General features: G+C 71.8%; 9 protein-coding genes. 7 read left to right on the forward strand and 2 right to left on the reverse strand.

Annotated elements, in window-relative coordinates:
• Nucleotides 1-172: 172 nt before the first annotated feature.
• A complete protein-coding gene (locus tag OG214_RS02260; protein ID WP_363082094.1) occupies nt 173-541 on the reverse strand; it encodes a MerR family transcriptional regulator in 369 nt (122 codons plus the stop codon).
• 55 nt (nt 542-596) lie between these two features.
• On the opposite strand from OG214_RS02260, the gene OG214_RS02265 reads away from it, so the two are divergent.
• On the forward strand, nt 597-1,748 hold the full coding sequence (locus OG214_RS02265; RefSeq protein WP_405983561.1) for a serine hydrolase domain-containing protein: 1,152 nt from the start codon (nt 597-599) through the stop codon (nt 1,746-1,748).
• A gap of 60 nt (nt 1,749-1,808) precedes the next feature.
• On the opposite strand, the gene OG214_RS02270 is transcribed toward OG214_RS02265, so the two are convergent.
• Nucleotides 1,809-4,742, reverse strand: coding sequence for a tetratricopeptide repeat protein (locus OG214_RS02270; RefSeq protein ID WP_405983562.1), 2,934 nt, complete (start codon nt 4,740-4,742; stop codon nt 1,809-1,811).
• Nucleotides 4,743-5,486: 744 nt separating this feature from the next.
• Here OG214_RS02270 and OG214_RS02275 point away from each other — a divergent pair.
• The 6 genes from OG214_RS02275 to OG214_RS02300 all read left to right on the forward strand — a co-directional run bounded on the left by OG214_RS02275 (nt 5,487) and on the right by OG214_RS02300 (nt 13,623).
• Nucleotides 5,487-8,027: a nitrate- and nitrite sensing domain-containing protein gene (locus tag OG214_RS02275; protein WP_405983563.1), complete on the forward strand. Its 2,541-nt coding sequence runs from the start codon at nt 5,487-5,489 to the stop codon at nt 8,025-8,027.
• On the forward strand, nt 8,024-8,428 hold the full coding sequence (locus OG214_RS02280; RefSeq protein ID WP_363086111.1) for a roadblock/LC7 domain-containing protein: 405 nt from the start codon (nt 8,024-8,026) through the stop codon (nt 8,426-8,428). The genes OG214_RS02275 and OG214_RS02280 overlap by 4 nt, the downstream gene beginning before the upstream one ends.
• Nucleotides 8,429-8,597: 169 nt before the next feature.
• Nucleotides 8,598-9,800 carry an ABC transporter substrate-binding protein gene (locus tag OG214_RS02285; RefSeq protein WP_365901227.1) on the forward strand — a complete coding sequence of 401 codons (1,203 nt, stop codon included), beginning with the start codon at nt 8,598-8,600 and terminating at the stop codon, nt 9,798-9,800.
• 1 nt (nt 9,801) lies between these two features.
• A complete protein-coding gene (locus OG214_RS02290; protein WP_405983564.1) occupies nt 9,802-11,988 on the forward strand; it encodes an ABC transporter permease subunit in 2,187 nt (728 codons plus the stop codon).
• Nucleotides 11,985-12,884 (forward strand): ABC transporter ATP-binding protein, encoded by a 900-nt coding sequence (locus OG214_RS02295; protein WP_405983565.1) that lies wholly within the window; start codon nt 11,985-11,987, stop codon nt 12,882-12,884. The genes OG214_RS02290 and OG214_RS02295 overlap by 4 nt, the downstream gene beginning before the upstream one ends.
• Nucleotides 12,885-12,894: 10 nt before the next feature.
• Nucleotides 12,895-13,623: an ABC transporter ATP-binding protein gene (locus tag OG214_RS02300; protein WP_363085112.1), complete on the forward strand. Its 729-nt coding sequence runs from the start codon at nt 12,895-12,897 to the stop codon at nt 13,621-13,623.
• Nucleotides 13,624-13,643 lie beyond the last annotated feature (20 nt).

Below are 13,643 nucleotides of genomic sequence, written 5' to 3' on the forward strand. Positions count from 1 at the left end.
TGCTCGCCCTCAGTGCTGCCCGCGAGGCGAAGAGGCCGAAGAGCACGGGACCGGCGTGCGCGACCGGGAGTCGCGGTGCGACGTGAGCGGCGGTACGACGTGCGGGGCGGTACGACGTGAGCGGCGGTACGACGTGGCAGCGGTGCGCGCGGTCGTAGCTGCTCACGGCGGATCAGTTCGCGCGCTGCCGCAGTTCGGTGAGGTAGTTGGCGACCGCGTCACGGTTGCGGGTCAGGACGTCGACGCGGTGGGTCAGCCTGTCACGCTCCTGTTCGAGCGCGGCCACCGTCTCGGCGGTGACGCCTTCGAAGACGATCGGGTCACGCGGTGATTCCAGGCAGGGCAGGATCGCGCGGATGAGCTGCGTCGAGAGTCCGGCCTCCAGCAGTTCGCGGATCTGCTGGACGCGGGCCAGGGCCGCCTCGTCGTAGTCACGGTAGTTGTTGGGCCCACGGACCGAGGTGATCAGGCCCCTCGCCTCGTAGAACCGTACCTGCCGCGCAGTCGCGCCCGCTCGCGCGGCCAGTTCGCCAATACGCACGTCTCCACGGTACCGCTTGACCTTGACGCTGGTGTCAAGGTCCGACGCTGTCGGTATGACCGAACTGAACGGAACCGTCAGCACGTCGTTCGAACCCGTCCGCGACGCCGTGGAGGACCAGCTGCGCCGCGGCGCCGAGGTGGGTCTGTCACTGGTCGTCGATGTCGACGGTCAGCAGGTGGTGAACCTCTGGGGCGGCCATCGCGACGCGGCACGTACGCGGCTCTGGCACCGCGACACGATCACCAACGTGTGGTCGGTCACGAAGACCGTGACCGGCCTGGCCGCCTTGCTGCTGGTCGACGCCGGCGAACTGGACGTCCACGCGCCGGTCGCCCGCTACTGGCCGGAGTTCGCCGCGAACGGCAAGCGGCACATCGAAGTGCGGCATCTGCTGTCGCACACCTCGGGTGTCTCCGGCCTGGATCACCCCGCGCGGCTCGAGGATCTCTACGACGTGCGCGCGGCGGCCGCCCGGATGGCCTCCCAAGCGCCCTGGTGGGAGCCCGGCTCGGCGTCCGGCTACCACGTCCTGAACTACGGCCATCTGATCGGCGAGCTGGTGTACCGCCTGACCGGCCTGTCGCTGCGCGACTTCACGCACCGGCACATCGTCCGGCCACTCGGCGCCGACTTCCAGATCGGGCTGTGTGAGGCCGACCTGGAACGGGTCGCCGACGTCATCGTGCCGGCGCCCGGCTTCGATCCCTCGGCGCTCGATCACGACACCGTCGCGTACAAGACCTTCACCGGTCCCTCGTTCAGCGCGGGCGCGGCCAACACCCCGGCCTGGCGCGCCGCCGACCTGGGCGCGGCCAACGCGCACGGGAACGCCCTGTCGGTGGCCGAGATCCTCGCCCCCATCGCCCGCGGGGGCGACTCCGCCCGCGGTCGGCTCCTCAAGCCGGACACCATCGGACTCATCTTCGACGAGCAGTCCAGGGGCACGGATCTCGTCAACGGTCTGCATCTGCGGTGGGGCATCGGATACGCGCTGCCCGACCGGCGCACCCTGCCCTGGATCCCTGACGGCCGCATCGCGTTCTGGGGCGGCTGGGGCGGCTCGATGGCGATCATGGACCTCGACCGGCGCGTGACCATCAGCTATGTCATGAACAACATGGGCGCCGACATCCTCGGCTCGGAGCGGGCCGCGGCCTACGTCAACGCCGTCTACCGAGCCCTCGGTGCCGGAGCCCCCTCCTGACCAGCCCGGATGTCGCGCGGCCGGGGTACGTGGCCGGGGTACGTGGCCGGGGCGTCGTCCTCACGGACGGCGCTGACGGCGCTGACGGTCACGGTCGGATTCTCGTCCGTCCGGCTCCGCCTCGGTGGTTCCGGTGACCAGTGAGCCGGCGCCGAACAGCAGCAGCGCCAACCCGGCGGCGGACCACCACGTGCCCCATGCGGCGCAGACCATGAACACCCCGGCGGACAGGAACACCACGGAGGTCAGGCAGGTGCCCCATCCGAAGGCGGCGAGGACGGTCAGGATCGCCACGAGCCACCAGGGCCCGTCGAGGAAGTGGGCGACAACCGCACCGACGGTGGCGGAGAACGGAAGGCAGCCGCCGGTGCAGCCTTTCGGTGTGGTGTAGACCCGCGGCATGCGGGTCGGCGCATCGGACGGAACGGCTCGTTCCGTCCCATGGTCCGCCGCGGGCAGGGTGGCCAGCCACTCCTCGATGGCGACCGCCTCCGCGTGCCGGCCGGTGTCGTTCAGTGCCGCGACGGCTTCTTCACCGGTCCGCCGCGCGGCGCTGTTCCGTTCGGCCTCGGCCAGCCGGCCTGCCAGCACCTTCAGCTCCGTGGCCTCGGCGTCCCTGTCGGCGAGGTCGCGCCAGATGTCGACGGCACGCCGATGGGCGTCGATCGCGCCGCCCAGATTCCCGGCGGCCATGGCGAGCACCTGGCCCAGCTGGGAGAGCGCCAGCCCCTCGTCGCGCCTATGGCCGGCGGCCCGGCATACCTCGACGGAGCGCTGCTGGGCGGCGACCGCGGCGCGGGGCTCCATCGCCCTGCTGAGGATGACCGGGAGGGCCGACAGCGCGGCACTCTCGCCCGCCACGTCTCCCAGCGACCGGCAGGTCTCCAGGGCCTCCTGCTGGGCGGCCAGTGCCTCCTCGGTCCGTCCCAGCCAGCCGGTGTGCATGGCCAGGTTGCGCAGCGCGGCGGCCTTGGCGCAGTGGTGACCAGCGGTCCGGCTGACATCGGCGGACCGCCGGTACGCGACGACGGCCTCCTCCTTCCGTCCGGCCAGCCACAGGGTGAGGCCGAGATTGTTCAGCTCCGCGCCCTCGCCCCTGGTGTCGCCGGCGTCCTGGTGCATGCCGATGGCCTGCCGGTGGACGCCGACCGCGGTGTCGTACCGTTTCGTCCGGCAGTGGATCCTGGCCAGGGTGCCCAGTGCCCTGGCCTCGCCCTCCCGGTGGCCGATGACACGGTAGATGTGCGCGGCCTGCCGCACCGCCGTGACCGCCTTCGCCAGGCGTCCGGCGTCCAGCAGGCTGGAGCCGAGGAGGTGCGAAGCCGCCGCCTCGCCCTTCCGGTCGCCGGCGGCCCGGCAAACCCTGAGTGCCTCTCGATGCGCCGTCGCGGCCCTGTCGTGCCGCCCCGAGGCGGTGTGGAGCGAACCGAGCCGGTGAAGGGTGCCGGCATGGACTTCGGCATCGTCGAGTTGGGCGGCGGCGTCCACGGCATACTGCGCCATCGCCGCCTGAGCGAGCGTGTCATGCGCCGTGTCCAGCACATCGAGAAGGGTTTCGGCCAGGTCGACGGTGAGGTGATGGTGGCCTGAGACGGCTGCCATGGGGACCGCCGCCAGGAGGCTGGGCCGCTCACGCGCGAACCATTCCCATGCCCCTGCCCGATCGGCGGCGTACGCGTCCTCCGCGATTCCCCGGCCCGCGCTCTCGCCCGCCTCGCCCAGCTCACCCGGCCCGCCCGGCCCGTCCGGTTGCTCCGTCAGCCGGCCGGCCATGGCGGTCGCGGTGTGCCCGTAGTGGTGGAGCAGGCGTGAGAGCGCGGCCTGGGGGTCGCTCTCCTCGGCGTTGCCCGGGACCGTCCGCCCGCGGACACGGGAGCGGATCAGATCGTGCATCCGCCAGTGACCGTCCGCTTGATACAGCAGATGCGCCTGGCGCAGCCGCCGCAGCCGGGGCCGTACGACAGGGACGGGTTCGTCCGCGAGGGCCGCCGCGGCCTCGGTGCTCGTGCCGGGGCCCGGATTCAGTACGAGCAGGGGCAGCACCCGCGCCGCGGAGGGATCACGGGCCTGTAATCGCCGCCACGACAGGTCGAACACCGGCGCTATGGACGGCTCGCCGTGCCGGAGCACCTCCTCGCGCGTCGCCGACCGGTCCAGTTCGTCGACCAGTTCGGCGAGGGTGAGGGCGTGGTCGTCGGCGAGCATGGCGGCGGCGATCCCCAGCGCCAGCGGCAGCCGCCCGCATGCCTCGATCACCCTGGTGGCCTCCGCCGGTTCCCGGCCCACGCGGGGATCGCCCGGACTGTGTCCGTGCAGGATCCGCTCCAGCATCACCCCCGCCTCACCGGGCTCCGGCACGTCCAGTTCGAGCGCGCGCACCGAGGGCAGTGTGAGCGTGTCACGGGTCGTCACCACCGCTCGGTGGGCGGCGGAGCGGGGCAGGAAGTCCCGTACCTGGTCACTTGAGGACACGTTGTCCAGCACCAGCAGTACCCGCCGCCCTTGGCGGGCCAGAGCGTCGAGCAGGTGATGGTAGGCGGCGGCCTGCTCCGGCTCGGTGGCAGGGACACGTTCCCTGGACACACCCAGCGCGGCCAGCAGGGGCCCGAACGCCGCCGCCGTGCGCACCTGCCCACCGTCGGGGTGGTAGCCGTGAAGATCGACCATGACGGCCCCGCCGGCGAACCAGCCCCGGGTCACGGCGGTCGCGGAAACCCGCCGGGCCAGAGCTGTCTTGCCGACCCCGCCCATGCCCGCCACCACGGAGACTGTCGCCGCGCCGCTCTCGCCGTCCGGGTCGAGCCTCGCGAGCAGGTGCTCGATCTCCCGGGTCCGGCCGACGAACACCTCCGGCGCGGCCTGGTCCGTACCGGGAACCGGACTGACCACCGGCACGGCTTCCCTCGGACCCGTCGGATGGATGGTCACCGGTCCATTGGCGACTCCGATCTGGACCACGGGGCCGTACACCGTGGCGTTCACGGTATTGAACACGCCGGAGACCGCGGTGGACCGAGCCTGCCGCCGACCACGCCTTTTCTCGCTCACCGCCCCATATTCCCGCTCGCGGCACTTCGGCGGGTCATTTCCGCGCGATGACGTCCTCTCCTCCCCGCGCCGACGAGACCGGACCGCCCCCGGCGAGGACGGGCCCCGGACGCCGATCGGATCGAGCGTGCGCCATGGGCGGGCCGCCGCCCCGCGTCGAAATGTTCACCTTCGAGCAGGCACGCCGCGGCCGTCGTCGATCAACGGATCTAACCTTTCCACAACGAAACTCAAGTACCTGATACTCCGTCAAGTCCCCATGGCAGAACGCCTCGTGGACATTCCGCCTGTTGCCGGCCACGCAGCGCGAAGGGCCGGTGCGCTGCTCCGTCATCATCTCGCCCGGCTGATTCGGTCATTCCGATTGGCCTCGGGAGGGACCGCTCTCCAGTCATCTGTGACCGGGACCGGATCACTCCCGCGCAGTCAGGTGCGCGGAATTTCCGGCGATGGACGCGTCCGTGGCTACGCGCTACCCCTTAAGATCGGGCCGCGCCGCTGGGGCCCCCTCCGTCTCATCCACAACAACGCACACGTGCACACCAGTCCCCACTGACGCACCACAGTCCCCACATTCACCACTGTCCCCACCGACATAGCAGCGTCCCCACCGACACTCCGCCACAACCCGTTAATAGGTATCTGCGTGTTACCGATACTCAGCACCGGTTCCGGCGATGGAGCCGCTCAGTGAAAATCAATCGTCGCCTCGTCCTGCTCGTCACCGCGCCCCTCACCGTGGCCGTCGCCTTCTCGACTCTGGCTCTCGCACCCGCGACCAACCAGGCGCTCCAGGCGGACCGGCTGGCCACGATGGTCGAAGTCGCGGCGACCGCAGGAGAGTTGACCTATCAGTTGCAGCGCGAGAGGGCAGCGGCCACCGCGTTGGTCTCCGCACAGGGAGACGCGGAGACATTCCAGGAAAGTACCAACGCGACCGACATAAGCGTCGCCAAGTTCCGCGGCCAGATCGAGCGCTTGTCCGAGGTGCCCGGCAACGCACAGGGCGCGCTGGACCGTATCGAGCGTTTCATCGACGAGATGCCCTCCCTGCGCGCCCAGGTGCGCTCGGGCGGCAGCACCATCTCCGCGCTCGCCTTCGGCTACCGGATCGTGATCGCCGACCTCAACGCCTACCGTGACGGCATCGCTCAGGCCAGTGGTGTCGACGCCGACATCGCGGACCGGATCCGCGCCGCCGCCGCTCTGTCGGAGGCGGCCGAGTACACGGCCCAGCAGCAGGTCACGGTGGCGAGGGCGCAGGCCGCGGGCGGCTTCACCACCGCCTCCCAGCGGACTTTCGACGCCAGCCGGCTGGGCTACACCGAGTCGATCAGCGTCCTGTTCGACCTCGGCCCCGGCCAGTGGCGGACCTGGCTGGAGCGCACCCTTTCCGGCGCGAAGGCGCTGGAGGCCCGGCGGCTGGAGGACGAGATCGGGCGTACGGGTCCGGGCAAGGACATCGGGGTCACCCCGACGGAGTGGCGGAAGGCCTCCAACGACCGTCTGACACTGCTGCGTTCGGTGGAGAAGCGGATCGACGGGTCCGTCTTCTCGACGGTCTCCGACGCGCGCACCACGCTCGTCTGGACAGCCGGGGGCGAGATCACCCTGGTGGTGCTGACCCTGGTCGGCGCCGTCGTCGTGGCCATCCGGCTGGGTCGCGTCATGATCCGCCGGCTGCACGATCTGCGCAACGCCGCGCACGAGGTCGCCCACACCGGGCTGCCCGCCGTGATGAGCGAACTGTCGCAGCCCGGCGCGCTGAAGGGCGCGACACCCGAGCAGGTCGCCCAGCGGTCCGGCAACCCGATCGGGACCACCGGCGGGGACGAGATCGGCGAGGTCGGTGAGGCATTCAACGCGGTTCACCACGAAGCCGTCCGGCTGGCCGCCCAACAGGCCCATATCCACGAGCAGTTCGCGGAAACGCTGGTCGGTGTCGCCCGCAGGGGCGCGCAGTTGACCACCGTCATGGTGTCCGAGCTGGACATGGTGCAGCGCGACGAGGCCGACCCCGCGAGGATGAAGACCCTCTTCGCCCTCGACCACCTCGCCATCCGCATGGAACGCAACACCAACAGCCTTCTGGTGCTGGGTGGTTACGGTCAGGCCCGGGTGCGCTCGCAGGACATCGACTGCTCCACCGTCATCATGGCCGCGGCCCAGCAGATCGAGCGCTTCGACCGCGTGTCGCTCGGCGTCGTCGACTCGGAGATCGGTATCGCCGCCCGCGCCGTGCACGACGTGGCGCACATCCTGGCGGAACTCCTCGACAACGCGACCCGGTTCTCGCCTCCCGACAAGCAGGTCGGGGTCGCCGTATGGCGGCTGTGGGACCGGGCCGTCGTGCAGATCGTCGACGAGGGAGTGGGCATCACCCCGGAACGCCGCGCGGCCTACAACGCCGCGCTGCGCGAGCCGCAGTCGGGCATCGGCGACGTACGGTCCATGGGTCTGCACGTGGTGGCGCGGCTCGCCGCGCGTCACGGCATCGTGGTCGAACTGTGCGACTCGTCCGGCCCCGGCACCATCGCCGAGGTCGCACTGCCCGTGAACGTGCTGGCCTCGGCCCCCCGGAAGGCCGCACCGCAGCCGAGGAGCACGTTCGGCGAGGACCGTGACAACGACAGCCGTGGCGTCGGCGCGCGCTACGAGACGTCTCGTCCGTTCACCCAGCCGGGACAGCCCGGCCGCGGGCGGCCCGCCGGAGCGGGCGGGTGGCCTGACCGCAACGGCGCCCCCGTCGGCGCGGGTGCCGGGGCCGCCACGGGCGGCGCTCCCGTCGGTGGCGACTACGCGCCGGGCCGGCCCGGCGGGACGCGGGGTACGGAGCGGGGCGGAAGCGACCGGGGCACGCCCCCCGGCGGCATCGCAGGAAGCGACCGGTTCCGCGATGGCGGTCCGGGCTCCGGCACGCGCGAGCGGGAGCGCGGCGACACGCCAGCCCGGCGTCCCCTGGGCGACGAGCCGGTTTCGCGCATCGCCGGAGTCAGCTCCTCGGGACTGCCCGTACGGCAGCGCAACACTCCGCAGCAGCGGTCCACCCTGGGCAAACGGGACGGCACAGAACAGCGCTCCGGCGCCACCGCGCCCAGGCCGTCGCCCCGCCGCCGGGACTCCCGGCAAGTCTCTGACGTCCTGGCGGCCTACGCCCAGGGGATCAACAGGAGCACCAACCAGCGCGGGCGTTCCGCCACCGCCGACGACACCGAACGGAGCAAGAAATGACCTCCCCCGCCGACCTGAGCTGGATCCTGAGCGGCTTCGCGGGACGCATCCCGGAAGTCACTCAGGCGATAGCCGTGTCCGTGGACGGACTCGCGCTGGCCTACACCGGTGTGGATCGTGACGACGCCGACCGGCTGGCCGCCATCGCCTCCGGCGTCGTCAACCTGCTCTCCGCCGCCGCCCAGTTGACGAACACCGATCCCGTCGAGCACAGCCTCACGGCGATGGAGGGCGGCTACATGTTCTCGATGGCCGTCTCCAGCGGCGCCTCGCTGCTGGTGACCACCACCAGGGACGCGGACATCGGTGAGGTCAGCTACATGATGTCCGAACTGATCAACCAGGTCGGCGACGCGCTGTCTCCCCAGGTCCGCGAGGCGAGCACCGAGCTTTCACACTGATCGCCGGGCCGTTCCCGTACGCCCGCACCACACGCGCCACCCGCACCGCCCGCACCACCCGCTCTGTCCGTACGACCCGCACCACCGCACCACCGCGGTCGTCACCCATGTCGAGCCCGCTTCACGGTCACTCGACCCGTTCTGCCCGTTCCTACTGATGAGAGCCCTTATGTTCTTCGACGTGTCCATATCGCGCCGCCGCAGATTCCGGCCGGCCGGCGCCGCCGCCCTCGCCCTCGGTCTGGCAGCCGTCACCGGGTGCAGCAGCGACAGCGGAGCCGGCGACGACACCGTGAAGGTCGGCCTGGTGGCCTCCCTGTCCGGCACCTACAAGCCGGTCGGCACCGACCTGCGCGCCGGGTTCGAGCTGTACCTGGACACCCACGGCAACAAGCTGGGCGGACGCGAGGTCGAGCTCATCGTGGCGGACGAGGGTGACGGTCCGCCCACCGCCGTGCCCGCGGCCACCAAGCTGGTCAAGAAGGACAAGGTCGACGCGCTGACGGGCCTCGTCGGCGGAGGCTCGGTCAACGCGGTGCTGCCGCTGGTCAACCAGGCCAAGATCCCCTTCCTGGGGTCGAACGGCCGGCCGGTCATCAAGGACCTCGAGTACGTGTGGACGACGAGCTTCCTGTCCGACGAGCCGGGCAAGGCCATCGCCCCGTACGTCAAGGAGAAGGTCGACGGACCGGTCTACGCGATCGGCCCCGACTACCAGGGCGGCTACGACGAACTGCGCGGTTTCACCGACGAGTTCAAGCGGGTGGGGGGTGAACTCGCCAACCCGGACGGCAAGACCACCTGGACGCCGTTCCCGAAGACCACCAACTTCATGCCGTACTTCGCCGAGATCGCCAAGACGGACGCGAAGGCGGTGTACTGCTTCTACGCCGGCAAGGCCGCGATCGACTTCGCCAAGCAGTACGCGCAGTCCGACATCGCCGATCTGCCGCTGTACACGGCCTTCGTCACCGAGGGCAGTGTGCTCCAGGCGCAGGGCGACGCGGCGAAGGACATCTACTCGGTCCTGAACTACGCGGCCGACCTCGACAACGCGGCCAACCGTAAGTTCGCCGCCGACTGGACGGCCAAGCACGACACGCAGCCCACCACGTACGCGATGGCGTCGTACGACGCGGCCGCCGTGCTGGACAAGGCGATCGCCGATGCCGCGAAGAACGGTGACGTGACGCCGCAGACCATCAACAAGGCCATCGCGGACCTGGGCCAGATCGACAGCCCGCGCGGCGCCTGGGAGTTCGGCGACAAGGCGCACTCGCCGGTGCAGGCCTGGTACCTGCGCCAGGTACGGCCGGACGGCAACCAGCTGGCCAATGTCATGGTCCAGGACCTGGCGACGCTCGGCGGCTGACGTGGAAATCCTCGATGCCCACCTCATGCCGGCGGTGGACGGGGTGGCCTACGGGCTGCTGCTGTTCGTGGTCGCCGCCGGCCTGAGTCTCGCCTTCGGCACCGCGGGCGTGCTGAACCTCTCGCACGGCACGCTGTACGCGATCGGCGCCTACACGGGGGCCGAGTTGAGCGACGGAACCTGGGGCGGCCTCGTCCTCGGGCTGGCCGCCGGAACCGCGGCGGCGTGCGTCGCCGGGGCGGGGCTGTCCGCCGCGACGGTTCCGCTCGCCAGGCGTGGGCATCTCGCTCAGGCACTGCTGACCTTCGGGCTCGCCCTGGTCGGCGGTGATCTGCTCATCCAGCTCTTCGGGGCGGACGAGCTTCCGGTACGCGTACCCGAGGCGCTCGACTCCTCGGTGACACTGCTGGGCCACCGGTACCCCGCGTACCGGCTCTGCTTCATCGTGATGGCCGTGCTGCTCGCCGCGTTCGGCACATGGGTGCTGACCCGGACCCGTGTGGGCGCGGCGGTACGGGCCGCCGCCGACGATCCGCAGATGCTCGCGGCCACCGGCCACAACCCCCGGGCGGTGCACACCGGCGTCCTCGCGGCGTCGGGTGCGCTGGCCGGTGCGGCGGGCGTGCTCGGGGCGCCGATCATCGGTCCCGGGCCCGGTACGTCCGAGAACGTGCTGATGCTGTCCCTCGTGGTGGTCGTGCTCGGCGGGCTGCGCTCGCTCTGGGCGACGTTCTTCGCGGCGATCGCCGTGGGCGAGGTCCAGACGCTGGGCGTCTCGGTGGCGCCGGACCTGGCGCCGTATCTGCTCTTCGCCGCGATGGCGGCGGTGCTGGTGCTCCGCTCCCGCTTCGCGGAACCGGCGACCTCGCACGGCCCGGAGGGCCCGTCCCCGGACCCGGTGGCCCGGCTCCGCCGCCGCCTCGCCGCACGGTCGAAGTCGCGACCGCGCGGGGCGGCGGGGGCGGGCCGGGGCGCCACGGCGCCCGGACAGATCCGGACCAACGACCCCGAGCAAGACGCCCGGCCGGCGCCCGGGACGGATGAGGCGAAGTCCGTTACGGAGCCCGGCCGTTCGGCCGGCGCGGCGGGGTCGCCCGGCAGGGGCGGGGGCGCGCTCGCCCGGATCGGCCGGCTTCCGCGCGGGGCCGCGTGGCGGCGGGCCGCTCCGCTGCTCGTACTGCTCATGGTGCTGATCGCGCTGCCGGGCATGCTCGATCCGTACAGCATCTCGCTGGCCGGTTCCGCCCTGGCCCTGGGGCTGCTCGCGGTCAGTGTCACCGTCCTCACCGGCTACGCGGGACTGCCCACCCTCGGGCAGACCGCGCCGTTCGCCGTCGGCGCGTACGCCACCGCGAATCTCGCGCAGGCCGGGTGGACCATGGGTCCGGTCCAGATCGTCCTCTCGGCGCTCGCGGCAGCGGTCTTCTCCGCGGTGACGGGGCCCGCCGTGATCCGGGCCCGTGGCACCACCGTGCTGATGATCACGCTGGCGGTCGGTGAGCTGACCGGCGCGGTCATCAACCAGTTCAAGTCCGTCACCGGCGGCGCCGACGGTCTTGTCGGCTTCCCCTCCACACAGGCGTTGTGGGGCGGGGAGGGGATGTTCGAGGAGAGCGAGGTCTACACCTACGCGCTCGTCGTCGCCGTCATAGCCGTCACCGTCACCCTGCTCGTACTGCGCTCCCCGGCCGGGAAGCTGCTGACCGGCACCCGGGGCGCCGAGGCGCGGATGCGTGCCTCGGGGCACCCGGTGGGGCGCTATCTGCTGGTGGCGCATGTCTGCGCCGGCGCGCTGGCCGGTGTCGGCGGCTCGCTGATGGTCACCGTCCAGCAGTATCTCTCCCCCGCCGACGTCGGCTTCGAGATCGCCGCGTTCGCGCTGCTGGCGGCCGTCATCGGCGGTACGACGTCCGTAATCGGCGCTCTGATGGGCGCCGGGCTGATCGTCATCACCCGGGACTGGGTCGCCAGTTCATGGCCCGGCCACGGGCCGCTGCTGCTCGGCGTGCTGTTCGTCGCCGCCGTGTACCTGCTGCCTCGCGGTCTGGCCGGCCTGCGCGGCGGATCCGGCCGGAGCGGGCCACCGCCGGACGGGCCCCCGCCCGGCGAACCCCGGCCCGGCGAGCGGCCCCCGGTCGCGTCCATGTCCGCGCGCACCACGACCCCCGCCGGGAAGGTCTCCCCATGACGCCCACGCCGACCGTCGCATCGGCATCCCCGGTGCTGGACCTCACCCGTCTCACCCGCAGCTACGGCAGTCTCACCGCCGTCGACGACGTCAGCCTGCGGCTCCCCGCGGGCGCCCGGCACGCCGTCATCGGCCCCAACGGCGCCGGCAAGACCACCCTGCTCAACCTCATCGCGGGTACCGACCGGCCCGACCGGGGCACCATCGTCCTGGACGGCACGGACATCACCCGTACGGCCACCGCCAAGCGCAGCCGTCTCGGTATCGCCCGCAGCTTCCAGCAGCCGTCGGTGATATCCGAGTTGACGGTGCTGGAAAACGTCGTGCTGGCCGGCTGGCCGCATCATCCGAAGCGCCGCGGTGCCTGGCGGCGCCCGTCCCGCTACCGGCTGCACACCGAGTCCGCGGGCCGCCATCTGGAGGCCGTCGGTCTCGCGGACATCGCCCACCGGCCGGCCTCGGCGCTCTCCCACGGACAGCGCCGCATGCTCGACCTCGCCGCCGCGTTGGCGGGCGAGCCGCGCCTGCTGCTCCTGGACGAGCCGGCGGCCGGGCTGACGGACGGCGACATCGGCCGGCTGCTCGGCGTCCTGGGGGGCCTGCCGGAGAGCGTCGCGATCGTCCTGGTCGAGCACCATGTCGAGGTCGTCGCCCAACTCGCCGCGACCGTGACCGTCCTGGCCGCCGGACGCGTGCTCGTCACCGGTCCGACCCAGGAGGTGCTCGCGCACCCCGAGGTCCGCGACGCCTACCACAACACCGGCAGGGCGGCGGGCAAGGCCACAGCCGACGCCCCGGACTCCGACACCGACACCGACACCGGGACCGTCGGCGCGTCCAGCGTCGGCCCGGCCGCCGATCCGTCCCCCGATCCGTCTCCCGACACGAGAGGATGACCGACCCCCGATGCTCGAACTCACCGGCCTGACCGCGGGCTACCACGGCGGCACCGTCCTCCACGGTCTCGATCTGTCGGTGCCCGCCGGCACGGTCCACGCCATCGTCGGCCACAACGGCGCCGGAAAGACCACACTGGTCCACACCGTCGCCGGACTGATGCGCCCCAGCGCCGGCACCGTACGGCTCGACGGCCGGGATGTGACGGGACAGCCCGCACACCGGATAGCCCGCGCCGGGATCGGTCTCGTACCGCAGGGCCGCCGGGTGTTCGCCGGGCTCACCGTCGCCGAACACCTGCGGCTGTCCTACCGTCCGCCGCGCCGAGGCGACACCGCGCGCCCCAGCGTGTGGACCCCCGCGCGCGTCCTGGAACTGCTGCCCCGGCTGGGCGAGCGCCGGGGAAACCGTGGATCGGACCTGTCCGGCGGTGAACAGCAGATGCTGGCCCTGGCCCGCGCGCTGCTCGGCTCACCGAATGTGCTGCTGCTCGACGAGCCGACCGAGGGCCTCGCGCCCGTGCTCGTCCGGCAGGTCTACGAGCTGGTGACCACGCTGGCGGACGAGGGCATCGCCGTACTGCTGGTGTCCCCCAGCCCGGCGCAGGCGGCCGAGTGCGCCCGTACGCTCACGGTTCTCACCTCGGGACGGGCGACACTGCGACTGGACGGCGCGGACGCCCGTGCCGATGCCACCGCGCTGCACGCCGCGCTCGAACTCGCGCCGACGGCGCTCTGAGACGGAAGCGGTACCGGCGT

Origin of the sequence: Streptomyces sp. NBC_00872, from assembly GCF_045161915.1 — a bacterium.
Taxonomy (GTDB): Bacteria; Actinomycetota; Actinomycetes; order Streptomycetales; family Streptomycetaceae; genus Streptomyces.